Origin of the sequence: Pseudomonas sp. Au-Pse12, assembly GCF_021341665.1 — a bacterium.
GTDB lineage: Bacteria > Pseudomonadota > Gammaproteobacteria > Pseudomonadales > Pseudomonadaceae > Aquipseudomonas.
Genome location: NZ_JAJTTH010000002.1, coordinates 772,425 through 798,527, shown reverse-complemented (window position 1 = coordinate 798,527; position 26,103 = coordinate 772,425). Strand labels below are relative to the sequence as shown.

At 61.9% G+C, this 26,103-nt stretch carries 20 protein-coding genes, 1 pseudogene and 1 CRISPR repeat array; of the genes and pseudogenes, 17 read left to right on the top strand and 4 right to left on the bottom strand.

Annotated elements, in window-relative coordinates; genetic code table 11:
• Nucleotides 1–1,193 precede the first annotated feature (1,193 nt).
• The 6 genes from LXM55_RS08240 (at nucleotide 1,194) to LXM55_RS08220 (ending at nucleotide 6,810) form a co-directional block, all read left to right on the top strand.
• A complete protein-coding gene (locus tag LXM55_RS08240; RefSeq protein WP_200141370.1) occupies nucleotides 1,194–1,694 on the top strand; it encodes a Panacea domain-containing protein in 501 nt (166 codons plus the stop codon).
• Nucleotides 1,681–2,040, top strand: a complete 360-nt coding sequence (locus tag LXM55_RS08235) for a hypothetical protein (protein ID WP_233319924.1) — start codon at nucleotides 1,681–1,683, stop codon at nucleotides 2,038–2,040. Before LXM55_RS08240 ends, LXM55_RS08235 begins: the two co-directional genes overlap by 14 nt.
• 549 nt (nucleotides 2,041–2,589) lie before the next feature.
• The gene (locus tag LXM55_RS32415; protein ID WP_267924153.1) at nucleotides 2,590–2,724 is read left to right on the top strand and encodes a hypothetical protein; all 135 of its coding nucleotides are present in this window, start codon (nucleotides 2,590–2,592) and stop codon (nucleotides 2,722–2,724) included.
• Between the two features lie 81 nt (nucleotides 2,725–2,805).
• Complete coding sequence (locus tag LXM55_RS08230) at nucleotides 2,806–5,052, top strand: oxidoreductase (RefSeq protein WP_233319923.1); 2,247 nt, start codon at nucleotides 2,806–2,808, stop codon at nucleotides 5,050–5,052.
• A 58-nt stretch (nucleotides 5,053–5,110) separates the two neighbouring features.
• The gene (locus tag LXM55_RS08225) at nucleotides 5,111–5,866 is read left to right on the top strand and encodes a glucose 1-dehydrogenase (protein ID WP_233319922.1); all 756 of its coding nucleotides are present in this window, start codon (nucleotides 5,111–5,113) and stop codon (nucleotides 5,864–5,866) included.
• A gap of 341 nt (nucleotides 5,867–6,207) precedes the next feature.
• Nucleotides 6,208–6,810, top strand: coding sequence for a TetR/AcrR family transcriptional regulator (locus LXM55_RS08220; protein WP_233319921.1), 603 nt, complete (start codon nucleotides 6,208–6,210; stop codon nucleotides 6,808–6,810).
• Nucleotides 6,811–6,986: 176 nt separating this feature from the next.
• Here the strand turns inward: LXM55_RS08220 and LXM55_RS08215 are convergent, their stop codons facing one another.
• Nucleotides 6,987–7,424, bottom strand: coding sequence for a nuclear transport factor 2 family protein (locus tag LXM55_RS08215; protein ID WP_233319920.1), 438 nt, complete (start codon nucleotides 7,422–7,424; stop codon nucleotides 6,987–6,989).
• A 536-nt stretch (nucleotides 7,425–7,960) separates the two neighbouring features.
• Between LXM55_RS08215 and LXM55_RS08210 the strand changes: the two genes are divergently transcribed.
• Nucleotides 7,961–8,257, top strand: coding sequence for a DUF6388 family protein (locus LXM55_RS08210; protein WP_047283892.1), 297 nt, complete (start codon nucleotides 7,961–7,963; stop codon nucleotides 8,255–8,257).
• A gap of 40 nt (nucleotides 8,258–8,297) precedes the next feature.
• Here the strand turns inward: LXM55_RS08210 and nadC are convergent, their stop codons facing one another.
• Entirely contained in the window at nucleotides 8,298–9,146 is an 849-nt protein-coding gene (nadC, locus tag LXM55_RS08205; protein WP_233319919.1) for a carboxylating nicotinate-nucleotide diphosphorylase, read from the bottom strand.
• A gap of 362 nt (nucleotides 9,147–9,508) precedes the next feature.
• On the opposite strand from nadC, the gene LXM55_RS08200 reads away from it, so the two are divergent.
• The 6 genes and pseudogenes from LXM55_RS08200 (at nucleotide 9,509) to LXM55_RS08180 (ending at nucleotide 15,945) form a co-directional block, all read left to right on the top strand.
• Nucleotides 9,509–11,734, top strand: coding sequence for a DUF1631 domain-containing protein (locus tag LXM55_RS08200; RefSeq protein WP_233319918.1), 2,226 nt, complete (start codon nucleotides 9,509–9,511; stop codon nucleotides 11,732–11,734).
• Between the two features lie 63 nt (nucleotides 11,735–11,797).
• Nucleotides 11,798–12,358 carry a 1,6-anhydro-N-acetylmuramyl-L-alanine amidase AmpD gene (gene ampD / locus LXM55_RS08195; protein WP_233319917.1) on the top strand — a complete coding sequence of 187 codons (561 nt, stop codon included), beginning with the start codon at nucleotides 11,798–11,800 and terminating at the stop codon, nucleotides 12,356–12,358.
• Nucleotides 12,355–13,191, top strand: a complete 837-nt coding sequence (gene ampE / locus LXM55_RS08190) for a regulatory signaling modulator protein AmpE (RefSeq protein ID WP_233319916.1) — start codon at nucleotides 12,355–12,357, stop codon at nucleotides 13,189–13,191. The genes ampD and ampE overlap by 4 nt, the downstream gene beginning before the upstream one ends.
• Before the next feature lie 188 nt (nucleotides 13,192–13,379).
• A pseudogene (locus LXM55_RS32625) lies at nucleotides 13,380–14,519 on the top strand (HAMP domain-containing protein); the annotation flags it as partial.
• 144 nt (nucleotides 14,520–14,663) lie between these two features.
• The gene (locus LXM55_RS32620) at nucleotides 14,664–15,377 is read left to right on the top strand and encodes a methyl-accepting chemotaxis protein (protein WP_404944722.1); all 714 of its coding nucleotides are present in this window, start codon (nucleotides 14,664–14,666) and stop codon (nucleotides 15,375–15,377) included.
• 196 nt (nucleotides 15,378–15,573) lie between these two features.
• A complete protein-coding gene (locus LXM55_RS08180; RefSeq protein ID WP_233319914.1) occupies nucleotides 15,574–15,945 on the top strand; it encodes a hypothetical protein in 372 nt (123 codons plus the stop codon).
• Here the strand turns inward: LXM55_RS08180 and LXM55_RS08175 are convergent.
• A complete protein-coding gene (locus LXM55_RS08175) occupies nucleotides 15,931–16,722 on the bottom strand; it encodes a TatD family hydrolase (protein WP_233319913.1) in 792 nt (263 codons plus the stop codon). The two genes, LXM55_RS08180 and LXM55_RS08175, sit on opposite strands and share 15 nt — an antisense overlap.
• A gap of 3 nt (nucleotides 16,723–16,725) precedes the next feature.
• Complete coding sequence (gene cra / locus LXM55_RS08170) at nucleotides 16,726–17,721, bottom strand: catabolite repressor/activator (protein WP_233319912.1); 996 nt, start codon at nucleotides 17,719–17,721, stop codon at nucleotides 16,726–16,728.
• Between the two features lie 302 nt (nucleotides 17,722–18,023).
• Between cra and ptsP the strand changes: the two genes are divergently transcribed.
• From ptsP to LXM55_RS08150, 4 genes are all read left to right on the top strand, one after another.
• Entirely contained in the window at nucleotides 18,024–20,885 is a 2,862-nt protein-coding gene (gene ptsP / locus LXM55_RS08165; protein WP_233319911.1) for a phosphoenolpyruvate--protein phosphotransferase, read from the top strand.
• Nucleotides 20,885–21,826 (top strand): 1-phosphofructokinase, encoded by a 942-nt coding sequence (gene pfkB, locus LXM55_RS08160; RefSeq protein ID WP_233319910.1) that lies wholly within the window; start codon nucleotides 20,885–20,887, stop codon nucleotides 21,824–21,826. The genes ptsP and pfkB overlap by 1 nt, the downstream gene beginning before the upstream one ends.
• A gap of 11 nt (nucleotides 21,827–21,837) precedes the next feature.
• Nucleotides 21,838–23,583, top strand: coding sequence for a PTS fructose-like transporter subunit IIB (locus LXM55_RS08155; RefSeq protein ID WP_233319909.1), 1,746 nt, complete (start codon nucleotides 21,838–21,840; stop codon nucleotides 23,581–23,583).
• Between the two features lie 636 nt (nucleotides 23,584–24,219).
• Complete coding sequence (locus tag LXM55_RS08150; protein ID WP_233319908.1) at nucleotides 24,220–24,600, top strand: DUF3077 domain-containing protein; 381 nt, start codon at nucleotides 24,220–24,222, stop codon at nucleotides 24,598–24,600.
• Between the two features lie 271 nt (nucleotides 24,601–24,871).
• Nucleotides 24,872–26,099: direct repeats of the CRISPR family, unit length 28 nt; unit sequence GTTCACTGCCGTATAGGCAGCTCAGAAA.
• Nucleotides 26,100–26,103 lie beyond the last annotated feature (4 nt).

Sequence of the window (26,103 nt, the reverse complement as noted above, 5' to 3'; positions counted from 1 at the left end):
CAGCCCCCAGACGGATTCTGGACAGGTTTGGACGGTTGGAGAGGCCGCAGTTCATCCAGGTCGGCCCGCGGACCAAAGCCAACAAAGGCTGGCGGCAGATTGGACATGCGGCCGGATAGCTACCTCGTCCAGAAACAGCGGCGCGCCGGGGCAGTCACTTGCGGGACAAGTAGCACACGATCGAACCCGGCAAACGCGGCCGTAGTCCTTGACCAGCCTTGACGAAATTTTGGACAGGTCTTGACGGATTTATCTGGCGCCACTAGCAGTTGGAACGCTGAAAGCCCCGCAGCACAATGCTTTGCGGGCATTCGAGTAGCCTGGCCAGCACCAGCCACGTCAAGAATTCAATAGGTGGCCGTCAAGGGCACTGCCCGATCGTATCCAGGCCCTCGCTGGCGGGATGGGGTGGTGAAATACCTGGCCATACAAATGCTTAGCGCACTAGGCAATACTAGACAGGCTCTTGACGGATTTCCGACGACAGAACACGGGCCAGTTGCCCGCAGCCCAAGCAATACGGCGATTCCGGCGTTAAAGGTGGCGTGCTGGTGCTTGATGCTCGTCAAGTATTTTTCGAAGCTTCCAGCGACTTGACAGCAGGTCGGAGCAGGTGGTGAACGAGTTGTTCACACTGGAGCGGAAACTGGTCGGCTTGCCAGCTTGGCCCCCCTCGGCTTCCAGGTCGCTGTTCACGTTCCGCTGGGAGCATCTGCAGGTCATCTACTGGCTCCGCTTCATTCCGGCGCCAGTATCAACCGCACACCTAGGATAGAGCCGTACCCGTTGTTGGTTGTGATTATCTACCCGCCGACAAGCTGGTGTTGCCCTGGAGCTGGCGCTGCTGATCGTCAGGAAGGCCACCGCCATGGCCGAAGCATTCGAGAGTAAGGCTCTGGATCAAAGGACCACTGACGCCGGCAGAGAGCTTCGCGATGAATGGAACCACGGATGATCATTAGGCAGATGGGGCTGTAGATACCGGCAAGCTTTCCGGTGCCTGTCCGAGCTGTAAGAGAAGGCTTACATATCTTCAGGTGTATGGCTTACAGAAAGGCTTTTGGGGCATGCTATACTGTATAAATGTACATATATTGACGGATGTAGATTCTTGATATAGTGCTTGAAATCTTCATAATTCCGCACCATTTTGATAGGCAACAGACTATCAGCCAGCCAAAGGAGGAGTGGTCATGCTAAACAGCGAAGCCGTTGCCAACTACTTCATCCAGAAGTCGTTTGATTCGGGTGTTCCGCTTACACCGATGAAGCTGATCAAGCTCGTTTACATCGCCCATGGCTGGCACCGCGGGTATTTTTCACAGAACTTGATCAACGACGCGGTGCAAGCTTGGCGCTACGGCCCAGTGATCCCTGACCTGTATCAGAAGGTCAAGAAGTACGGTCGAAACAACATTTATGCACCCATTGAGTGCTATGGAATGGCTGGCGATGCCCAGAACCCTGTCCCTAACCCTCAAACGTTGCCGCTTTTGGACCGGGTCTGGAATTCCTATGCCAACTACGATGGAATTGCCCTCTCGGCGATGACCCATCAGCAGGGTACCCCTTGGGACCGCACTTGGCAGGCCTCCGGTGGTGATCAGTATCACGGCGCCATCATTCCGAACGATTGGATTGAGGAGCACTACAAGCACAAGATTGCGGTAGCTTCTCAGCATGCAGCAGGATGATCCATTTGCCGCCATCGGATCGGCGGCCCCCCTCGAAACCACCCCCCAAGATCTGAAGAAGGCGGAGAAAGAGAAGAGCGTCCTTGAAGACCCTAAAGAAAAGGTTCAGAAGGAAGTCCACTCCCTTGCTATTTTTGCTCTCAGATTTGGCGCAGTCCTTTTTGCTCTGCTGATCATGGTCAGGTTCTGGCATTTGGCCGGACCTAGCTCCATTTTCGGTGTCTGTGTGCGTTGGCTGACAGATCCCGAGATCCAGTCGATGGATAAGATGCTTTTCAGTAGCGCCTTCGGTGGCCTGGTCCTGGGCTACCTGAAGGAAATCATGTCTCCCATCAAAAAAGACTGAGCCTACCTGGGCGCCCCTGCCTCTGATGCTTGGTTTTGGTCTTCCGCGCTTCAATGCGAGACATGGGGTGCATTCCGTTTTAGGTATACGTTTAGGTATATAGACGCCATTACTATATGTCAGTTACGTTGAATTCATTGGTCTGTAGGTGCCTGATTCGATTCCTGTCACCCCATCAAGCAGTTTCAATCAGTCCGTCACTGTTTACGAGACGCACCACAAAGCCCGCCTAGTGCGGGCTTTGTGGTTTCTGGCTGTCTTGTTCGTACCTATACAGCTATTTGAAGGGGTGACAGGCGCCCCTCCTTTCATGATCCGGCCCCCCCCTTCCCGGACCGTAGAGAAGTTATTTTTGATTCGTATGTCACAAGGTCTATATTTTGTGCCAGTATCGTGGCACGAATTCATTAATGTGAGACATAGTGCTCAGGGTACGCCTCGAGATTCGGCTGCTTCGCTCTACCGTCGCTTGAGGTGCTAAACGCCAACGACTCGATCGAAACCGACACTCGTCATCAATAAACGAACAATCAGGGGAGGAGGCTCATCATGCGCTCGAATACTAGTGATCCTATGGCGGGAACCGCCTACGTGACCGGCGAACGCATCTACGCCGATGAGGCACTGTTCAGGCCCATGTTCGCCCCGGCCTGGGATGAACTTGAGGTGATCGATCCCTCGTGACGTTCGCCGCGGCGCGGCTTCATGGCCGGGCCGCCTGCGAAAGTGTCCTCACGATTTCACTTGCGCGATGGAGACTCGCCAATGGTTCAAGTGCATCAACACTATTTCAGCCTGTTGTCGCCAGGGCAGATCGGCACGCTGGCGTTACGTAATCGCATCGCCGTTACGGCCATGGGGGCCAGCTTGGCAGAGCCCGATGGTCAATGCGGCGAGCGCCTGCTGCGTTATCACGAGGCGCAGGCGCGTGGCGGCGCCGGCCTGATTATCACTGGTGTTGCCGGCGTCGCATGGCCTGTCGGCGCGAATCAAGCGAATCAGATCGCCATCTCGGATGACCGTTTCCTGTCCGGCCTCACGGCGCTGACGCAGGCGGTGCATGCGCATGGGGCGAAGATCGCCGCGCAGTTGCATCATGGTGGGCTGGTCGGGATGGAAGACATGCTCGCGGGGCGCCCGATATGGGGGCCGTCGCTGCCCGATCCGCCCACCGGCGATTTCACCGCAGCCTTCCTGCTCGACGAATTGACCCAGGCACCGTTCAGCCGTATTGCCGCCGTGAGCGTAAAGGTCATGATGCAGGACGACATTGATACAGTGGTCGCGCAGTTTGCCGCGGCCGCCGGCCGTGCGAAGCAAGCGGGTTTCGACGGCGTCGAGATCCATGGAGGACACGGCTATCTTCTGTCGTCATTCATCTCGCCCAAGAGCAACAAACGCACGGATGCCTACGGCGGCCCACTCGAACATCGTGTCCGCCTCCTGCTTGAAGTGCTGCGGGCGGTACGTGCCGAGGTCGGCGACGATTTTCCGGTATGGTGCAAGCTCGATTCGCGCGAGGAGGGCGCGCTGCACGGCATCACGATCGACGATGCGGTGCGCACCGCGCAGATGGTCGAGGTTGCGGGCGCTGATGCAGTGACCGTTACCGCCTATCACGACATTGGAAATCCAAAGCTGCATTCGGCATCGCACACACCTCATGAGCCTGGCGTGAACCTGCCGTTCGCGGCGCGAATCAAGGCGGCCGTCAACATCCCGGTGATTGCCTCGGGGCGGGTCGAGCCGGAGGTGGCCGACGCAGCAATCGCCGCAGGCGAACTCGACTTCGTATCGATGGGGCGCAAGCTGCTTGCCGATCCGGCGTTGCCGCACAAACTTGCGCAAGGTCGGCCCAACGATGTGCTGCCGTGCATCTACTGCTACACGTGCATCAGCGCCATCTATGTCGGCCAGCCGCTACGCTGTGCAGTCAACCCGGACACCGGCTTCGAGTCCCTGCGCCAGGCGCGGTCGACTCGCAGCAAGCGGGTTGTCGTCATCGGTGGTGGTCCCGGTGGGATGGAGGCGGCACGGCGGCTGGCGGCGGATGGCCATCGCGTGACGCTGCTGGAACAAGGCGCTCAACTGGGCGGTACGCTACGTTTTGCGGCGCTTGCGTACCCACCCAATGAACGTTTGCTCGACTGGCTACAGCGTCAAGTGGCGGCGGCGCGTGTCGAAGTACGCTTGCGCACCAGGGCGACACCGGAACTGCTGCGCAGCATGAATCATGATGCCGTGATCGTGGCGACGGGAGCGTTGCGCAGCTTGCCGGACATTCCTGGGCATGATCTGCCGCATGTACTGAGCGGCGACGACATGCGCGGATTGCTACTCGGCGAAAGCTCGCGGGCGCTCACGCGCAAGGTCGGCTGGACGACGCGCATGGCTGCAAAGATCGGCGCTGCGACGGGCTTGACGTCGAACATCACATTCGTGCGTCAGGCCACACGGCAATGGATGCCACTGGGCAAGCGCATCGTGATTGTCGGCGGCGAACTCGTCGGACTTGAGTTGGCCGAGTTTCTCGCCGAGCGCGGCCGCGCCGTCACCATTGTCGACGACGTACCGCGCCTGGGGGCGGGACTCAGCATCGTCCGACGTATGCGCATGCTGGCCGAACTGGCGGAACATGGCTTGAGTCTTTTTGCGGGGGCATCGGACATCCGGATCGAGGTCGACCGCGTTTGCTTTCGCGATGGCGACGGAGCGCACCGTGTGGCCGATGCCGATCACGTCATCGTGGCCAAGGGGGCGTCCGACGACCTTACGCTTGCCCGGCAGCTTACCGCCGAGGGGTTCAACGTGTACGAAGTCGGCGATTGCAGTGGCGTGTCCTACATCGAAGGCGCCATGCGCGGAGCGGCACGGGCCGCGGCCTATATCACACAAGGCAGTGACGTGTCCGAGACGCCGTCGCCGCCCCCTCAGACCTTGCGTCACGAACCCGGGACGATGGTGGATGCGCCGGATGCCGGGACGTCCCCGGGCGGCGCTATCAGGTGTTGAATCGATGACTTGGCACAGGTACGTGCCGTTCTCCAGTTTCTTACCAGCGAGGATTACCATGAAGCGGCTAGAAGGCAAAGTAGCATTGATTACGGGGGGCGCTCGCGGCCAGGGCGAGGCGGAAGCACGCTTGTTCGTGGCGGAGGGCGCGCGCGTAGTGATCGCCGATGTGCTGGTCGAAGACGGTCAGCGGGTGGCGTCTGAATTGGGCGAGGCCGCGATGTTCCAGCGTCTGGACGTGACCTGCCCCGAGGATTGGAGCGCAGTCGTGAGTGCGGTACAGGCGCGCTTCGGCAAGCTCGACGTGCTGGTCAATAACGCCGCCATCCTCAAGCTTGCGCCCATTGAAGCCTGCTCCCTCGACGACTACCGCAAGGTCATCGACGTGAATCAGGTGGGATGCTGGCTGGGGATGAAAGCGGTATTGCAGGCGATGAAGGAGGCGGGAAGGGGCTCAATTGTGAACGTTTCCTCGACGGCGGGCATGGAGGGAGTTGCAGGCGGTGGGGCCTACGTTGCCAGCAAGTTCGCAGTGCGTGGCATGAGCAAAGTCGCTGCACTCGAGTTCGGCGGCCACAACATCCGGGTCAACTCCGTACACCCGGGCGGCATCGACACAGCCATGGCGCGACCGCCAGAGTTTGCCGATCTCGACGCGGCGTCGATCTACCGCGGCTTACCGATTCCTCGTATCGGTCGCCCCGATGAAGTGGCCAACCTGGTGTTGTTCCTTGCGTCCGAGGAGTCCACGTATTGCACCGGTGCGGAGTTCATTGTGGATGGTGGCATGCTCGCAGGTAGCACCTTCAGTTAGAAGATACTGTTGCGTTAATGCTCAAGAATAACGGCTCGAATGAGCCGTTATTTTGTTTGGAGGCCTCGGGCGGGTGAATGCTCCAGGCGTGGCCCGTCAAAACGCACCATCAGGAACACGAATCTTTGTATCGACCCCGCCGCTGGCGAGGGTCGCTCCACAGTTTGCTATTCGACTGAGTTTCTTGGTTCTAGCCTAGTAGCTATGACACATAGCAATAATATGTGTCATGCCATGGCGCATAATTTATAGTCCGTGTCATTGCGTGAGAGCGTCTGCTTGATCGAGTTCCCCCCCCTGGGGTGGACCAACACGTCCTGAACGAAGTGGCAGAGGTTTGTATGAGTCGACAGTTTCGCTGGGGTGATGCCAGCCGAATGGATAGCGCCAACGAAGGGCGAACCTTGATCTTGCGCTCAGCGTTGGACGCGATGATTGAGCAGGGGGTCGATGGTTTCTCGATCGATGACGTGGCACAGCGAGCCAATATCTCGCGGCGGACCCTCTACCGGTACTACGGCGGGAAAAAAGAGCTGATACAGGCGGTAATCAACGCCGAGAACGGCGCATTTTTTGACGAAATGCGACGCAGCTTGCGCGAGTTCGAGGAAGATTTTGAAGCCTATCTCGAGGAGTGCGTGTGCTTTTCAGTCCGATATCGCGACCGCCACCATGGCGGTTTCCACCATAACTACCTGGCGAGAAATGTGACCTCAGAGGTGTTCTCCTACATTCTTGAGAACATCGCACCTATGTGGAACAACGTGCTGGAAGGGCCGTACCGCCGTGATGTCGATCTGTATGGCCCATCTCCTGCCACTTTGGAAAACATCATTGCGTTGATTAGTCGCATCGGGCTGGCTTACTGCCTTGTTCCCGCAGAGGAGAGCGAGATTCGAGCGCAGATGCGCATGCTTCGGCATTTCCATCGTGTGCCCAGGTAAGAAGGAACGGCGACTGAAACGAGCCAGCTTCGCTCCAGTCGAGACGATTTAACCCCGCTCGATGGCGATGCGATGCCACGGCCCAGCGGGCATCCTTGCCCTGCAATCCACCCTTCAGTCAGTGGCCGGTGCCCAAGCCAGGGTCGCGGCCAAAGGATGGATTGGGGGGTTAACTCTTATAGGCCCTGCAGATGAAAACTCAGGTCACCCGTTAGCTCCAGCAGGGAATAATCGCGAAAGCAAAAACGCCATGTCTGGCCGACGCGCTCAAATTCGTCGTGGTAGCGGCCCGCAGCGATTGGCTGGAGGGGGAGCTCGTTGGTCGCCTGAAGAACTGTGTAGTAGGAGTCTATTGTCGCCTTGCCTGAGGCATCATCGATTTCGATGATCGGATTGGTGATGACATGTTTTGTGCGCGGAGTTCCGCAAGGATAGATCTTTACGTGTTGTTTCCAGATGAGCAGTATTCCAGCCTCATCAAGAAGGTTTTCGCAGTTTGAGACTTTGACGCGCGCATGTCGGAAGAGGGCTGCGGCACCTTCAAGGTCACCCCGGTCCATTCTCTCTGCATAGCGGTAAAGCAGATTGGTCATTTCTATAGCGCTATTGCTCATCACTGATTCTCGCTCACGAATGGCTATTTGGCCTGGCGGACAGTGGCACCCGATTGGGCGCCTCATGTGGGACGAACGTTAAGAAATCATCACAAGCACAGTGAAATGAAACATCGTCCTTCTGGACGATCACTTTCGGTGTGCCCTTCGGAAACTGCTGTCGGTCTTGAGCTCGATACCGGCTTGGGCCTCTTGGGCGGACGCAGGCTTTGAGCGATTGGGCATCACTGGGCTTCCCTGTGAAGTGCCGATATCGCACATCGCTATGGCGGTGATTCTGAAAACCGGTTTCCGGACAGGCTTTAGGGCGGCGCAGTGGAGGGGTAGGGGTTTTTACTCGATTGCTGCATCAGGTCATATAAATCGTCGCCCAAAGGTCCTATATTCGGTTCCTGTCTGAGTACCAGCATGCTGTTTTCAGATGATCCCGAATGGTTCTGAAGGCCAGATAAATCGACGATTGAAACGGTTTTTTGCGGCAGAGAGATCCCAACGATCCAGATCCATCTTCCATTCCCATGATCAGAGAGAACGAGATGATTCCTAAAGAAGCAAGAATCGACGTAGCGCTTGAACGGTACCTGGCTGCCACGCCTTCCTTGCAAGAGGAAATCAGCGCCCTGAGCCCCGAAGAGCAGAAGCAGCAGGCGCAATGGGCGTTCGAGGACGAGGCGGAATCCCGCGGCATCGAGCCCTGGGAACTGGTGCTCGATCTGGTGGCAGAAACACCGGAGGAGCTGAAGGCCATGCGCCTGGAAGTGCATCAGGAAGTGGCTGAAGCGCTGGGCATGGACCTCGAGGACTATTTGCAGCTCAACGAGATCGACAGTTGAGCATGACGCCAGCCTGAACCAGGCTGGCGTTTTTCATGGCTCAGAGGCTCAGGCGCATGGACAGGTCCAGCGCTTTGACGTCCTTGGTCATGGCACCGATGGAAATGTAATCCACCCCGGTCTCGGCGATCGGGCGCAAGGTGCTTTCGTTGATCCCGCCGCTGGCTTCAAGCTTGGCCTTGCCGGCATTCAGGCGCACGGCCTCGCGCATGTCATCCAGGCTCAGTTCGTCGAGCATGATGATGTCGGCGCCGGCAGCCAGGGCTTGCTTCAGCTCTCCCAGACTTTCCACTTCCACTTCCACCGGCTTGCCCGGGGCAATCCTGTGGGCGGCGCTGATGGCCTGGGCAATGCCACCGCAGGCGGCGATATGGTTTTCCTTGATCAGAAAAGCGTCGTACAGGCCGATGCGGTGGTTGTGGCAACCGCCGCAGGTAACCGCGTATTTCTGTGCCAGGCGCAGGCCAGGCAGCGTCTTGCGGGTATCCAGCAGTTTGACCTGGGTATCCGCGACAAAGTCGGCCAGATAACGCGCGCGGGTGGCCACGCCCGACAGCAGTTGCAGGAAGTTCAGAGCACTGCGTTCACCGGTCAGCAGCGAACGGGCCGGGCCTTCGAGGTGAAACAGTGCCTGGTTGGGCACCACGCGTTCACCGTCAGCCACCTGCCAGTGCACGGCGACCCGCGGGTCCAGCTGGCGGAACACGGCATCGACCCAGGCGGTGCCGGCGATTATTGCGGCTTCGCGAGTAATGATGGTGGCCTTGGCCAGACGTTCGGCCGGGATCAGTTGTGCGGTGATGTCGCCGCTGCCGATGTCTTCCAGCAACGCACGGCGCACGTTGGCTTCGATTTCGGCGTTCAAATCGGCGAGGCGTAGATTCGGCATAACGGGCTCCACAAACAAAGTGCGCCGATTATAGGGCCATGGGATCGGCGAACCCAAGGCGGCAGATGCCCGCAAGGCTATGCCGAACCTGTCCTTGGTCGCTTTGTCTGATGAGCGTGGGAGACTTTTCTTGTCTGTCTTAAGGTTATTTCGGAGGAGGCCACAGAGTCTGCTGGCGTAAGAGGGGGCTTTTACAAGATAATATGACTTGTAATTGACGTCATAGCTTTGACGTGTCTTTGGCTCCCCCTAAATGAAGTGCAGTGGAGTGCATCCGCCTCCGCTGAGAGCCGACTGTGAGCGTCGTCGGCTTGACTGAATCTTGATCTCGAACCGAAGAAACACCTTTCCAGGAGGCTTGGATGCACAACGACGGGAATGTAGTGCCTTTGCACAAGGCGGCTACAGATCAGGCGAACGCATCGCCGCTTGCCCGCCTGCCTGTGATTCTGCTTCAGGTTCGTGACAAGGCCGCCCAGCAACTGCGCCACGGCTTGCAGGAACTGTTCGATAACGCTGACGACACCTTGTTCGAAATGGCCGACCGGGCGCAGAACAATGTCGAGCAAAACACCCTGTTCGAAGCCATGCGCGACCTGCGTTTGAAGCGCAAGAGCATCGAGCGCGGCTTTCTCGAGGCGTTCTTCCAGGCGTTTGCCGGGCTGGTGCAATACGACCCGGTCCTGGCCATTCCCCATGCGGTGGCGTATGACCCGTCGCTGGACCCGGCTCACGATGACCTGGAAAAGACCGTGGCGGTGGACGCCATGGTGGCCAAGGTGCTGAACCGTGATGGCTTTGCCCTGGGGCAGTTGACCGCGCGCCTGGGGGTGTTGCTGGGGCGGCGTCTGGTGGACGGCGACAACCCCCTGGCGCCGGCGCTGCTCTGTGAATACTTCCTGCAGGCCGGGCGCAGCCTGGGGGTGGAGATCAAGGTCAAGCTGATCATCCTCAAGCTATTTGAACGTTATGTGCTCAGCGATGCCGAGCAGCTCTACGCCGAAGCCAACCAGTTGCTGATCGCCACCGGGATCCTGCCGGAGCTGATGCCCGCCCCGGCACGCCGGGCTGCGGATCGCGCTCAGGCCGAGGCGCGTGCCGCCGCAGCCGATGGCGGCGCGGCCAAGTCTGCGCAGTCGCAGCTCGACGAGAGCGTGCAGGAAGTGTTCGCCGCCTTGCAGACCCTGCTGTTTCATGTGCGCGGCAGCGTTGCGCCGACCCTGGAGGCCAGCGCCGAGACCCAGCCGATCTCCACCCGCGACCTCATGCGCCTGCTGTCGCACCTGCAGCAATACGTACCGGTGCCCAGTGCCCAGGATGATTTCGACCTGCGCAACCAGTTGGAACAGCTGCTGACCCGGGTCAGCGTCAAGAGCGGCAAATCCCGGGTGGTGGATGTGGCCGACGAAGATGTGATCAACCTGATCGCCATGCTCTTCGAATGCATCCTCGATGATCGCAACCTGCCAGATTCGCTCAAGGCGCTGATTGGGCGCCTGCAGATTCCCATGCTCAAGGTGGCGGTGCTGGACAAGAGTTTCTTCAGCCGCAGCAATCACCCGGCCCGGCGCCTGCTCAATGAAATAGCCGCCGCGGCCATGGGCTGGGGCGGCTGCGACGATCATCAGCGCGACAGCCTGTACCTGCGTATCGAGCAGGTGGTGCAGCGCCTGCTGAGTGAATTCAGCGACGATCCGACGATCTTCTCCGAGCTGCTGGCGGACTTCCTGGCCTTCACCGCCGACGAACGGCGGCGTGCCGAATTGCTGGAACAGCGTACCCGCGACGCCGAGGAAGGGCGGGCCAAGGTGGAGCTTGCCCGGCGCAGGGTGGAGCAGGCCCTGAATGAGGCCTTGTTGGGCAAAGTGCTGCCACAGAACGTGGTGGAGTTTGTCCGCGATGCCTGGAGTCAGGTCATGCTGCTCAGTTGCCTCAAGCACGGCGATGCGTCGCAGGAGTGGCGAACCGCGCAGCAAACCCTGCTCGAGCTGATCTGGAGCGTGCAGCAGCATGAACAGCCCGACACTGCCATGCGCCTGTTGGCGTTGGTGCCCGGACTGCTCAAGGGCCTGCGTGAGGGCTTGAGCGCAGCCGCCTTCGATCCTTTTGCCACCAGCGAATTCTTCAGCCAGTTGGAGGCCTTGCACCTGCAGGCGTTCGAGCGCGAAGCCGTGGCCCCGCAGCAGGGCGTGGTGCCGGCGGCGCCACCTGGGCCAATGATGGTGGTGGCCGAGGAGATCGTCCTGCCCAGCGCTGAAGAGGGGCCACTGGAAGTGGCGCCACTGGCTTTGCCGGCCAACGACCCCAACGTGTTGCAGGTCGACCAGTTGCGGTTGGGCGCCTGGGTCGAGTTCCAGGAGGACGAGGACAATACCCTGCGCTGCAAACTGGCGGCGATTGTCCCCCATCCGGTGGCCAAGTATGTGTTCGTCAACCGCACTGGAATGAAGGTGCTGGAGCGCACGCGCATGGGCCTGGCCCTGGAGTTCCAGCGCGGTGCGGTCAGGGCCCTGGACGACACCCTGCTGTTCGACCGCGCCCTGGAATCGGTGATCGGCAATCTGCAGCGACTCAATCACGGCAAGTGATCGCAACCCGAGGGGGTAACGCGGCATACTGGGCCACTCAAGGCTTTAGTTGAAGGAATCGGTATGCGGCTGGACCCTGCCACGGGTTGGTGTCATGGCGTACGGCATTGCCCGTCACCCAATTTCAATGAACGTCCGGCTGGCGAGGTTTCCCTGCTGGTGATTCACAACATCAGCCTGCCGCCGGGGCAGTTCGGCACCGGCAAGGTGCAGGAATTCTTCCAGAATCGCCTTGATGTCACAGAGCATCCCTATTTTGCCGGGATCGCCGATCTGCGTGTGTCTGCGCATTTCCTGATCGAGCGTGACGGCGCCGTCACCCAGTTCGTTTCCTGCCTGGACCGGGCCTGGCATGCCGGTGTCTCGAGTTTCGAGGGGCGTGAAACGTGCAACGACTTTTCTCTGGGTATCGAATTGGAAGGCACGGACGACTTGCCGTTCAGCGACGCCCAGTACCGGTCCTTGAGTGCATTGACCGAACAATTGCAGGCGGTGTTTTGCGCCATCACTGCACAACGGATCTGTGGTCATAGCGATATCGCACCCGGGCGCAAGACCGACCCGGGCCAGGCGTTCGACTGGGCACGCTACCGTGCCGCCTTGGAGAAGGGGGAAGGACAATGAGTTTTCTGGTGTTGCTGTTGGCGGTGTGGATCGAGAAGTTCTCGGCCCTGCGTCAGCGGGTGCAGCGTGATGGCCGGTGGTTGAGGGAGTTGGCGCGCCTGGAGTCGAGCCCGCGCCTGGCCGGGCATCCCTGGTGGCTGTTGATTGTCATGGTGCTGCTGCCGGTGGCCCTGCTCGCGCTATTGCTGCTGGTACTGCAGCCGATTGCCTATGGCCTGCTGGCCTTGCCGGTGCACCTGCTGGTGGTGATCTACGCCCTGGGGCGCGGCGACTTGCTGGGGGAGCTGGGGTCGTTCCGCGATGCCTGGCGGCGCGGGGATCTGCAAGCCGCGGCCCATGTAGCCCAGCGTGACCTGAACATCTGCGCCGAGAGTGGCGAGCAACTGCTCGAACGGGTCCAGGGCCATCTGTTGTGGCAGGCCTTCCAAAGCTTCTTTGCGGTGATCTTCTGGTACTTCCTGCTGGGGCCGGTGGCGGCGTTGAGCTATCGCCTGCTGGCCCTGGCCGCCGAACATGGCAAGAACCCGGCCCTGGTCGAGCGCGCGGGGCAACTGCGGCACGCTTTCGACTGGCTGCCGGTGCGCCTGCTGGCGGCGAGTTTCGCCCTGGTGGGCAACTTTGTCGCGGTTGGCCGAGTGATGCTCCACGAACTGCTCAACTGGCATATCAGCGCCGCGCAACTGGTGGAAAGGGTCGGCCTGGTGGCCGCTGAAATCCCGCCACCGGAAGTCGGGCCTGAAGGCATCAACAGCCTGGACCGTATCTGGGAGCTGCTGCTGCGGGCGGCGGTGTTCTGGTACGCCGGTTTTGCCCTGTGGACCGTCCTGGCCTGAGCGAATGAGGGAGCGTGCTCCCTCATTGGCAGCGGTTAACTTTAAGTTACAAAACCTCCCACTAAATTGAGCTATACAGACGGAGCGCCGAATAGTGGCTATCTGCTGCCTTCGCCTGCCTGCCAATAAAAATAAAAGAAAAGGGAGACTTCTTTGTGAAGAGCTTGCTCTATCCCGCTGTCGCGCTGATGAACCGCCTGAGCTTCGGCATGAAGTTCAGCCTGATCAGCGTGCTGTTCTTTCTACCCATGCTGGTGACCAACTTCTATCTGGTGCGCGATTCCTACCGCGAGTTCCAGGGCACCCGGGTCGAGCTGCAAAGCCTCGACCTGCTGGGCAGCAGCCTGGCCCTGCGTCGGGACCTGGAAACCCTCAACAACCTGGTGCAGATCAACGCCAGCCTCGGCCAGTCCGGCAAGGCGGGCGACCTGGAGGGCAAGATCGTGGCGCTGGAGAAATCCGTGCTGGAGCGGCTGCAGGCACTCCAGGCAGTGACCACGGATCCAGCGCAGGTGGAGGTGTTCAACGCCAAGCGCGATGAACTGATTGCCGCCTTCAAGGCCCAGCAAGTGGAAAGCTCGTTGCTGAACAAGAGCGGCCTGATCGGCAAGCTGCTGGGCAGTGCGCAGTTGTTCAGCCAGATCATCGCCAGCCAGTCGGGGCTGAGCCGCGATGGCCAGGGCGATATCCGCCAGCTCAGCGAGCTGATCACCAGCGTCACCCCGTACGTCACCCAGCTCCTTGGCGAGGGGCGGGCCATGGGCGCCTACTCCCTGGGCCAGGGTTTCCTCAATTCGTCGTCCAGTACCCGTTTCGACGAATTGCTGGTGCAGATCGAAAAACTCCAGGCCGAGTACGGGCTGAAACTGCAGGATGCCCTGGGCTCCAGCCGCGCCGCCCACGACGCCCTTGAAACGCAGGCCAGCACCAGCAAGGGCAGCCTCAAGCAGGCCAGCGAGCTGTTCGAGGAGCAGGTGGTGATGGCCGACACCCTGGATGCGCCCTGGCAGGGGTTCTACGACCAGATCAGCGGGCTGATGGCGCAGACCTACCAGCTCAATGAAGGCACCTTGAAATTCCTCGACGTCGAGCTGCAAAAGCGCCTGGAGCAGAACCGCAGCCACATGGTGCTGCTGGTGGCGGCCCTGGCCCTGGTGTTCCTCTCGATCGTCTATCTGTACGGCGGCTTCTACGCCTCCACCCGCACCACCCTGCGTCGCCTGGGGGCCATGATGGACAAGGTGGCGGCGGGGGACATGACCGTCAGCTTCACCGCCCACAGCCGCGACGAACTGGGAGAGCTGGGCAGCGTGTTCAACGGCACCGTGCTGAAGATCCACGACCTGATCGAGCGGGTTGGCCACACCGTCAGCGAAGTGGAACGCCAGGCCGGGCAGGTGCAGAGCGTGTCGGCCCAGAGCAACCAGGCCGTGGCCGGCCAGCGTAGCCAGATCGAGCAAGTGGCCACGGCGATGAACCAGATGTCCGCCACCTCCCAGGAAGTGGCCCGCAGCGCGGCGGCGGCGGTCAGCAGCGCTCACAGCGTGAATGACGAAACCATCAGCGGCCGGGGGCTGGTGGAGTCCCAGCAGGGCAGCATCGCCCGCCTCGCCAGTGAGATCGATCAGTCGGTGCTGGTGATCAACCAGCTGGCCAGCGACAGCCAGTCCATCAGCCGGGTGCTGGAGGTGATCAAGAGCATCGCCGAGCAGACCAACCTGCTGGCCCTCAATGCGGCCATCGAAGCCGCACGCGCGGGCGAGCAGGGCCGGGGCTTTGCGGTGGTCGCCGATGAAGTGCGGACCCTGGCCAAGCGTACCCAGCAGTCCACCGAGGAAATCGAGGACATGATCGGCAAGCTGCATGGCGGCGTCAGCGCGGCGGTCAAGGCCATGGGCAGCAGCCACGCCATGGCCAACGGCACGGTGGACCAGTCGGAAAAGGTTCAGCAGGCCCTGGAAAACATCCTCGGTGCGGTGGGCATGATTGTCGACCAGAACCAGCAGATCGCCGCGGCCGTGGAGCAGCAGACGGCGGTGGCCCACGACATCGACCAGAACATCGTCGAGATCAACCGCGCCGGCGAGCGTACCGCCGAGGGCGCGCACCAGACCGAGGATGCCAGCCGCCAGTTGTCGGCCCAGGTGGTGCAGTTGAAGCAGTTGATCGGCGCCTTTCGAGTCTGACCCATTGGCCCCCGCCATCGGCGAAGCCCCGGGAACCAGGGGCTTCGCCGCCTTGCATACAATCGGTAGTAAATAATCGCTTTGTTTGTCGCGTCTTTCCTGTTTTCCTGCGCGTCTGATTTTTTAGCCCCGGTGTTTCCGGAGGCCGTTCGACCAGTCGGCCGCGCGCCTTGCATGGCCCTGAGGAAATACGTTGATGACTGCCACTTCTGGAATCCAGGGCCGCTGCGCCCATTGCCAGACCCTTCTTGAACTCGAACCCTGGCAACTCAATGCCATGGCGTTGCAGGAACCCTTCAACTGCCACCATTGCCACGCACCGCTGAAACTCAGTTGCCCCCAGCAGATCAAGCGGCTCAAGTCCCTGGGGTCGCTGGCCACCCTGCGCGCGATCATGATCGTGCTGTGCGCCACGGTGCTGCTGGTGACCCTGGTGCTGGAGTGGGTCGGGCTGGTGAGCCTGGGCCAGCAACTGAGCGTTTCGACGCTGATGCTGGCGAGCTACCTGCTGGTGATGGGGGTGGCCCGTCGGCGCCAGCGTCGGCCCTTGCTGCTACAGGCCGGCTGAAGGCCAGCCGAACAGTTCACAGGCGTTGCGGGTGCTGGCGCTGGCCAGTTGCTCGGACGTGATGCCGATGATGTCTGCCAGGGCGGCGCAGATGGCCGGCAAATGCTGCGGGCTGTTGCGCTGGCCGGGGAACATCGCGGGGGCCATGTCCGGTGAATCGGTTTCCAGCACCAGGGCTTGCAGCGGCAGCTCGGCGATCACCTTGCGCAGGCGCAAGGCCTGGGGCCAGGTAGCGGCGCCGCCCAGGCCCAGCTTGAACCCCAGCTTGAGGTACTCCCGGGCTTCCTCGCGGCTGCCGGCGAAGGCGTGGATGATCCCGCCGCGCTTGAGCTTGAAGCGCTTCAAGGTGGCGATCACCGCCGCGTGGCTGCGCCGCACATGCAGCAGGGCGGGCAGTTGGAAATCCGCCGCCAGTTGCAGCTGTGCTTCGAACAGTGCCTGTTGGCGTTCGCGATCCAGGTGCGCAAGAAAGTAATCCAGGCCGATCTCGCCCACCGCGCACAACTGCCGATGCCCCGCCAGCCGCGTCAGCCAGTCGCCCAATTGCTGGAGATGCTCGGGCTGGTGCTCGTCCAGGTAAACCGGGTGCAGGCCGAAGGCGGCGTACAACTGCGAATCGCTTTGCACCAGCTCCCACAGCCGCTGCCAGTTGGCCTGATAGACCCCCAGCACGACCATCCGCGTGACGCCCAGGGCGCGGCTGTCCGCCAGCAGCGCCCCGCGATCGGCGTCGAAATCCGCAAAGTCCAGGTGGGTGTGGCTGTCGATCAGCTCCACGCTTCAGCCCTGTTGGATGCGCTGTTTGAAGGTCCGCGCGATGGCCTGCACGCCAGGTTGGTAATGCGCCTCTTCAATGGCCGCCAGGGCCAGTTGCAGGGCTTTCTCGGCGATCAGTTGATGCTGCTGGGCCATGGCATTGACCGGCAGCGGCAGGAAATCGAGCAGTTGGGTGTCGCCAAAGGTGCCCAGGCGCAGCGGCCGGGATTTCAGCGGGAAGTCGTGCAAGGCATCGAACACCCCCTGCAACAGCACGTAGGAGGTGGTCACCAGGGCATCCGGCAGATGGCCCAGGCGCTGCAGCAACTCTTCCATCAGTTGGCGGCCGCACTCGCGGCTGAAGGCTTCGCCGTGCTCCACCAGCACTTCGCCGCCGAAGCCTGCCAGCGCTTGGCGAAAACCGGTGGCGCGCTCCTGGCTGATGCTCAACTCCGGGCGGGCGCCAATCAGCACGATCTGCTTGGGCTCGGGCTCAAGCAGGCTTTGGGTCAGGTGCAGGCTGGCTTGCAGGTCGTCGCTGATGACCGAGCAGAACAGCTCGGGCGGCATCACCCGGTCAATGGCGATGATCGGCAGGCCCTGGGCCTGCAACTGCTGGTAGCTGTCGTCTTCCGGTGGCAGGCAGCTGGCGACGAATAGCGCATCGCACCGCCGCGCGCGAAACAGCTGGAGCAATTGCCGCTCGCTGTCCGGCGCATCGTCGGAGCTGGCGATCAGCAACTGATAACCCCGGGCCCGGGCGCCTTGCTCCAGCAGCTTGGCAATGCGCGCGTAGCTGGGGTTCTCCAGGTCCGGGAGAATGAACCCCAGCGTCCGGGTGTGCCGGCTGCGCAGGCCGGCAGCCTGAGGGTTGGGCGTGAAGCCGTGTTCTTCCACCACCGCACGCACCCGTTCCACGGTGGCGTTGCTGATGCGTTGTTGTTCGGCCTTGCCGTTGATGACGTAACTGGCGGTGGTGACGGACACACCGGCCAGGCGAGCGATATCACTGAGTTTCAACCCGGGATTTCCTTGTTTTTGGTGCTTGCCCCGACATTTTCGCCAATCCTACCTGATCTGGGCAGGCGACCAACGTCGGAACCGGCCATCGAGCGGAAGGGCTTCAAGGCGCCGAGATTATCGAGTAACTTAGCAAACTTGCTAGATTAAACGTTTCAGCAGGCGTATTTTCTAGACTAGATCATAAACGGAAAAACACCCCTGCCAGGTAACAAGTCCCGTTTGTGGCCATAAAGACACCTACGCTGCTTACTTAAAACAATACCTAGCGCTGTCCCCTGCCGCGCTAAATAGGAGAAGCCATGCTCGAGCTCACTGTAGAGCAGATATCCATGGGCCAGTCGGCTGTGGATAAGTCCGCGGCGCTGCATTTGCTGGCCGACAAACTGGTGGCTGACGGCCTGGTGGCCGAGGGTTACCTGGCCGGGCTCAAGGCCCGCGAGGCCCAGGGCTCGACTTTTCTTGGCCAAGGCATCGCCATTCCCCACGGCACTCCGGAAACCCGCGATCAAGTCTTTGCCACCGGCGTGCGCCTGTTGCAGTTTCCCGACGGCGTGGATTGGGGTGACGGGCAGATCGTCTACCTGGCCATCGGCATCGCGGCCAAATCCGACGAGCATTTGCGACTCCTGCAACTGTTGACCCGCGCCCTGGGTGAAACCGACCTGGGCCAGGCCCTGCGTCGCGCCAGTTCCCCGGAGGCCCTGCTCAAGCTGTTGCAGGGGGCGCCCCAGGAACTGGCGCTGGACGCCCAGATGATCGGCCTCGGGGTGGCGGCGGAAGATTTCGAAGAGCTGGTCTGGCGCGGCGCCCGCCTGCTGCGCCAGGCCGAATGCGTGAGCAACGGCTTTGCCGCGGTGCTGCAACAGGTGGATGCGCTGCCCCTGGGCGACGGCCTGTGGTGGTTGCACAGCGAGCAAACCGTGCTGCGCCCCGGGCTGGCGTTCGTCACCCCGGACAAACCCATCCGCTACCTGGGCCAGCCCCTGAGCGGTCTGTTCTGCCTGGCCAGCCTGGGGGAAGCCCATCAAGCCCTGCTGGAGCGCCTGTGTGCGCTGCTGATCGAAGGCCGTGGCCAGGAATTGGGCCGCGCCACCAGCCGTCGCGCGGTGCTGGAAGTGCTCGGCGGTGAGTTGCCGGCGGACTGGCCCAGCGCCCGCATCGCCCTGGCCAATGCCCACGGCCTGCATGCGCGCCCGGCTAAGGAGCTGGCGCAACTGGCGAAAAACTTTGCCGGTGAGATCCGCATCCGCATCGTCGATGGCCAAGATTCCGCGGTGTCGGTGAAGAGCCTGAGCAAGCTGCTGAGCCTGGGCGCCCGACGCGGCCAGGTGCTGGAGCTGATCGCTGAACCGAGCATTGCCGCCGACGCCTTGCCGGCCCTGCTGGCGGCCATCGCAGCGGGCCTGGGCGAAGCCGTCGAGCCCCTGCCGGCGGTCAGCGCTCCCCGGGAAGAACCGCAGGAGGTCGTGGTGCCGATCAGCGCCCCGGCTTCCGGCAGCCTGATCCAGGCCATCGCCGCCGCCCCCGGCATCGCCATCGGCCCGGCCCACATTCAGGTTCAGCAAGCCATCGACTACCCGCTGCGGGGCGAGTCCACCGCCATCGAGCGCCAGCGCCTGCAGCAGGCCCTGGCCGACGTGCGCCAGGACATCGGCGGGCTGGTCCAGCGCAGCAAGTCCAAGGCCATTCGCGAGATCTTCATCACCCACCAGGAAATGCTCGACGACCCCGAGCTGACCGACGAAGTGGACACCCGGCTCAAGCAGGGTGAAAGCGCGGAAGCGGCGTGGATGACCGTGATCGAAACCGCCGCCCAACAACAGGAAGCCCTGCAGGATGCCTTGCTCGCCGAACGCGCGGCCGACCTGCGGGACATCGGCCGCCGAGTGCTGGCGCAACTGTGCGGCATCGAAACCCCGGCCGAGCCGGACCAGCCCTACATCCTGGTGATGGACGAAGTCGGCCCTTCGGACGTGGCGCGCCTGGATCCGGCTCGCGTCGCCGGCATTCTCACCGCCCGCGGCGGCGCCACCGCCCACAGCGCCATCGTCGCCCGGGCCCTGGGCATTCCGGCCCTGGTGGGCGCGGGCGCCAGCGTGCTGCTGATCAAGTCCGGCACGCCCTTGCTGCTGGACGGCCAGCGCGGCCGCCTGCATGTCGACGCCGACAGTCACACCCTGCAGCGGGCCGCCGAGGAACGCGACACCCGCGAGCAACGCCTCAAGGCCGCCGCCGAGCAACGCCATCAACAGGCCCGCACCACGGATGGTCACGCGGTGGAGGTGTTCGCCAACATCGGTGAAAGCGCCGGTGTCGCCGCCGCCGTGGAAAACGGCGCCGAAGGCATTGGCCTGCTGCGCACCGAGCTGATCTTCATGGCCCATCCCCAGGCCCCGGACGAAGCCACCCAGGAAGCCGAATACCGCCGCGTGCTCGACGGCCTCGCCGGGCGGCCGCTGGTGGTGCGCACCCTGGACGTGGGCGGCGACAAACCGCTGCCTTACTGGCCGATCGCCAAGGAAGAAAACCCCTTCCTCGGCGTGCGCGGCATCCGCCTGACCCTGCAGCGGCCGCTCATCATGGAAGCGCAATTGCGCGCGCTGCTGCGCTCGGCGGACAACCGCCCGCTGCGGATCATGTTCCCCATGGTCGGCAGCGTTGAAGAGTGGCGCCAGGCCCGGGACATGACCGAGCGCCTGCGCCGAGAGATCCCGGTGGCCGACCTGCAACTGGGGATCATGATCGAAGTGCCTTCCGCCGCCCTGCTGGCGCCGGTGCTGGCCAAGGAAGTGGACTTCTTCAGCGTCGGCACCAACGACCTGACCCAATACACCCTGGCCATCGACCGTGGCCACCCAAGCCTTTCCGCCCAGGCCGACGGCCTGCACCCGGCGGTGCTGCAACTGATCGACATCACCGTGCGGGCCGCCCATGCCCACGGCAAGTGGGTCGGGGTCTGCGGCGAGCTGGCGGCCGACCCGCTGGCGGTGCCGGTGCTGGTGGGCCTGGGGGTGGATGAATTGAGCGTCTCCGGACGCAGCATCGCCGAGGTCAAGGCGCGGATTCGCGAACTTAGCCTGACCCAGGCGCAAACCCTTGCTCAACAGGCTTTGGCCGTCGGCAGCGCCCATGAAGTGCGCGCCCTAGTGGAGGCCATGTAATGGCAGCAATTCTCACCCTGACCCTCAACCCGGCGCTGGACCTGACCGTGCAACTGGCCCGCCTGGAGGTGGGGCAGGTCAACCGCAGCAACGCCCTGCACACCCACGCGGCGGGCAAGGGCGTGAACGTGGCCCAGGTGCTGGCCGACCTCGGCCATCAACTGACCGTCAGCGGCTTTCTCGGGGAAAACAATCCACAGGCGTTCGAAGCGTTGTTCGCCCAGCGCGGCTTTGTCGATGCCTTTATCCGCGTGCCCGGCGACACCCGCAGCAACATCAAGCTGGCCGAAGACGACGGGCGTATTACCGATATCAATGGCCTCGGCCCCGAGGTCAGCGAGGCGGCGCAACAGGCCTTGCTGGAGCGCCTGGACCAGATCGCGCCCGGGCATGACGCGGTGGTGGTGGCCGGTAGCCTGCCGCGAGGGATCAGCCCCGAATGGTTCCAGGCGCTGTTGCTGCGCCTGAAAAGCCTGGGCCTGAAGGTCGCGCTCGACACCAGCGGCGCCGCCTTGCGCGCCGGCCTGGCGGCGGGGCCCTGGCTGATCAAGCCCAACACTGAGGAACTGGCGGACGTCCTCGGCAGCCCGGTGCTTTCCGTGGCGGTGCAGGCCGAGGCGGCGCGCCTGCTGCAGGCCCAAGGCGTCGAGCACGTGGTGATCTCCCACGGCGCCGAGGGCGTCAACTGGTTCAGCGCCGCGCCGTCCCTGCAGGCCTTGCCGCCCAAGGTCAGCGTGGTCAGCACCGTGGGCGCCGGCGACTCGCTGCTGGCGGGCATGCTGCACGGCCTGCTCGGCGCCCAGCCGTTCGAACAGACCCTGCGCACCGCCACGGCGATTGCCGCCATGGCCGTGACCCAGATCGGTTTCGGCATCAGCGACAGGGCGCAACTGGCCCGGCTGGAGCAGGGGGTGCGCGTGCATCCCCTCATAGAACAATAAGAGGGTTGCGTATGAAGTTAGCCATTATTACCGCCTGCCCCAACGGCATGGTCACCAGCGTACTCTGCGCCCGCCTGCTGGACGCCGCGGCCCAGCGCCAGGGCTGGAGCACCAGCGTGGAAGTGCACGATGACGCGCACCCCGAACGCCAACTGTCGGCCACGACCATCGAAGCCGCCGAGTGGGTACTGGTGGTCAGCACCGGGCCTGTGGACCTGTCGCGTTTTGTCGGCAAGCGGGTGTACCGCAGCACCCCGTCCCAGGCCCTGCAGGACGTCGATGCGGTGCTGCGTCGCGGTGCCGAAGAGGCCCGGATCCATGTCGCCAGCCAAGCCAGTGCCGAGCCGCTGGTCGAGGCCGGCCCGCGCGCGCCGCGCCTGGTGGCGATCACCGCGTGCCCGACCGGCGTGGCACACACCTTCATGGCCGCCGAGGCCTTGCAGCAGACCGCCAAGCGCCTGGGCTACGACCTGCAAGTGGAAACCCAGGGCTCGGTGGGCGCGCGCAACCCGCTGAGCGCCGAAGCCATCGCCGCCGCCGACGTGGTGCTGCTGGCGGCGGACATCGAAGTGGCCACCGAGCGTTTTGCCGGCAAGCGCATCTACCGCTGCGGCACCGGCGTGGCCCTGAAGCAAGCCGAGGCCACCCTGAACAAGGCCCTGGCCGAAGGCCAGCTGGAGTCCACCGCGCCAGGCGCCGCGGCTGCGGCCAAACAGGAAAAGACCGGGGTCTACAAACACCTGCTGACCGGCGTGTCGTTCATGCTGCCGATGGTGGTGGCGGGCGGCCTGATGATTGCCCTGTCGTTCGTCTTCGGCATCACCGCCTTCAAGGAACAGGGCACCCTGGCCGCGGCCCTGATGCAGATCGGCGGCGAGACCGCCTTCAAGTTGATGGTGCCGCTGCTGGCCGGTTACATCGCCTACTCCATCGCCGACCGGCCGGGGCTGGCGCCGGGAATGATCGGCGGCATGCTCGCCAGCACCCTGGGCGCCGGCTTCATCGGCGGCATTGTCGCCGGCTTCCTCGCCGGCTATGCGGCCAAGGCGATCAACAAATATGCGCGCTTGCCGCAAAGCCTGGAGGCGCTGAAACCGATCCTGATCATCCCGCTGCTGGCCAGCCTGTTCACCGGGCTGGTGATGATCTACGTGGTGGGCAAACCGGTGGCGGGCATGCTCGAAGCCCTGACCCATTTCCTCGACAGCATGGGCACCACCAACGCCATTCTGCTGGGGGTATTGCTGGGTGGGATGATGTGCGTGGATTTGGGCGGGCCGATCAACAAGGCGGCCTACGCGTTCTCGGTGGGGCTGCTGGCGTCCCAGAGTTATGCGCCGATGGCCGCGACCATGGCCGCGGGCATGGTGCCGCCCATTGGCCTGGGCATTGCTACCTTCATTGCCCGGCGCAAGTTTGCCCAGAGCGAGCGCGAAGCCGGCAAGGCGGCGCTGGTGCTGGGGCTGTGCTTTATCTCCGAAGGGGCGATTCCGTTTGCCGCCAAGGACCCGCTGCGAGTGATCCCGGCGAGCATTGCTGGCGGTGCCCTGACCGGGGCCTTGTCGATGTACTTCGGCTGCAAACTGATGGCGCCCCATGGTGGCCTGTTTGTGATGTTGATCCCGAATGCCATCAACCATGCGCTGCTGTACCTGCTGGCGATTGTCGCCGGCAGCCTGCTGACGGCGGTTGTCTATGCCCTAGTGAAACGACCAGAGACCGTCGAACTGGCCCTGGAACCGGCCAAGGCGGCCTGACCTCCACGGCACATCCGTTGCGGCGCAATCCCGCAACGGCACCCGCTGTAGCCGCTGCCGCAGGCTGCGAACGCTCTGGGCGGCACTCCCTCGTAGGAGACGCGGCGATTCCAAACCCGCCCGAGGTTCGTCGTGAAATCGCCAAGCAAGGCCCTGCGGTCCTTTTCGCAGCTTCGCAGGCTCAGCAGCGGCTACAGGCGGCTTCGTGTAGCCGCTGCCGCAGGCTGCGAACGGCTCCGTAGGAGACGCGGCGATCTGAAGGCCACTAGACATTTTGTGTCCAATTCGAGACCAGACTCAGCCACAGGCATAGGCTGCTGTCGGCCAAGTCTCTTTCTTTTGTAAGGCGTTTCCGAGACACTCCTTGGCGCTTGCGGCTGGGTACTCGGCTCACTAGGCTCGGGGTGTCACTGAATGTTCAGTGATCGGGTTTAGCAGCCCTACCAAATTCAGGCATGCAAGCACCTATCCGCTTGGTCAGCATTCTGATGTTGATCTTTGCGTTTATGGCGGCTGTACGCGGGGCGCCTTCGAGCGCGCTGGGCATGCCTGACTGCCTGGTCTGCTAACCCGCGTCCAGCTGCCACCCTCCGTTTAGCAGCGATGGGTGAAAGCTCCTTAGTCAGGAGTTACACCATGAAAAAGATCGTCCCCGATCCGCCTGTTTCCTATTCTGTTTCCCGTCGTAATCCAGACCACGATCTGGCCAATGAAGTGGTTCGTTATGCCTTGGCCAACAATGCGCTGAACCGTTCATTGGTCACGGCGTTGAAGCCCACGGCGGGTGGCCCTGCGGGCTCCGACTCGCCCTTCAGCGTCCGCCCCGGCATCAGCGCCGAAGAGGCCTTGCTCCACGTTTCCATGCTGCTCAAAGCCGCCGAGGAGGTGTCCGATGAAATCACCGAACACGCCAGCGGCGTCGAGCGTGGCTTGATCTGGTCCCTGGTGCATTCGGTGGAAATGGCCCGCAGTGTGGTGGATGCCTTGCTCGATGGTAATCGTCGTTCTCCCAGCTGAACGGCTTGATTTCTGTGGCGAGGGAGGTGCTCCCTCGCTCCACCTTGGTCACTGCGTAACCGTCACTTTTCTCACTTGAACCTCAAATAAATAGGTTCGAAGTCTATAGTCTGTGCCCTGCCGATCTGATGTTTAGGGCTGACCCTCTTTTTTGAGGGGGGGTAAGCCCTATGTAAAATCAATCACTTACAGAGGCTTCTAAAAAGAGGGTCAGGCGGGTTGTTTAGCTGGTTGTTCTTTTAAATCATTGGGTTATGAAGGAAGTTGTCTGGTTCACTGCCGTATAGGCAGCTCAGAAAGGAAACGCTGCACAACGTCGGGATCGATGTCCGTTCACTGCCGTATAGGCAGCTCAGAAACGCGCAAGATCATCGTGGCCAACTCAGTGGACGTTCACTGCCGTATAGGCAGCTCAGAAATTGCAGCGCGAGGCTGATAACCCGCAGGCAATGTTCACTGCCGTATAGGCAGCTCAGAAACACACCAACCTTGGGATACAGCTCAATGGCACGTTCACTGCCGTATAGGCAGCTCAGAAATTCTCAGTCGCGTTGGCGTACTCAAAGTAGTAGTTCACTGCCGTATAGGCAGCTCAGAAAACAACGCGAGCAAGTACGGCGCAATCGACAATGTTCACTGCCGTATAGGCAGCTCAGAAAATAGCGTCTTTAAGCTCTTGAGCTGCCTTCTTGTTCACTGCCGTATAGGCAGCTCAGAAAATGGCCAACCTCATACGGATTGGCAAAATATCGTTCACTGCCGTATAGGCAGCTCAGAAATGACTCAGTTGCTGAGCGGTTGCCTGCTGGTTGTTCACTGCCGTATAGGCAGCTCAGAAAATTTACCTGATCAATACCGAGCGGCGCTCAATGTTCACTGCCGTATAGGCAGCTCAGAAAAGTCAAACCGGCGTTACAGGCGGTGGAGCAAAGTTCACTGCCGTATAGGCAGCTCAGAAAGCCTTGCCGGTGGGCATGATCACTGTGACTGTGTTCACTGCCGTATAGGCAGCTCAGAAAACTGACGGCCGGCGCGCCGCCGGCGTCTGCGGGTTCACTGCCGTATAGGCAGCTCAGAAAGAATCCATCCGAATGCACTCACACCGCGCCCAGTTCACTGCCGTATAGGCAGCTCAGAAAATCCCCAGCCCCTGGAAGTCGCTGGTCACGGTGTTCACTGCCGTATAGGCATCTCAGAAATGGCGGTGCTTCACAACGCTATCGTGGCGGATGTTCACTGCCGTATAGGCAGCTCAGAAATCTGGGGTCTGGATGTTTCGCGGCACCTCGACGTTCACTGCCGTATAGGCAGCTCAGAAAATGTCCTGGTTCTCGCTGGAGCTATCGATAACGTTCACTGCCGTATAGGCAGCTCAGAAAGTCAACGTTATGAACTTGGCGCGGTCCTTGTTGTTCACTGCCGTATAGGCAGCTCAGAAAGGCCTGCGATGGCACGCAGATACCCGGACAGCGTTCACTGCCGTACAGGCAGCTAAAAACCTGG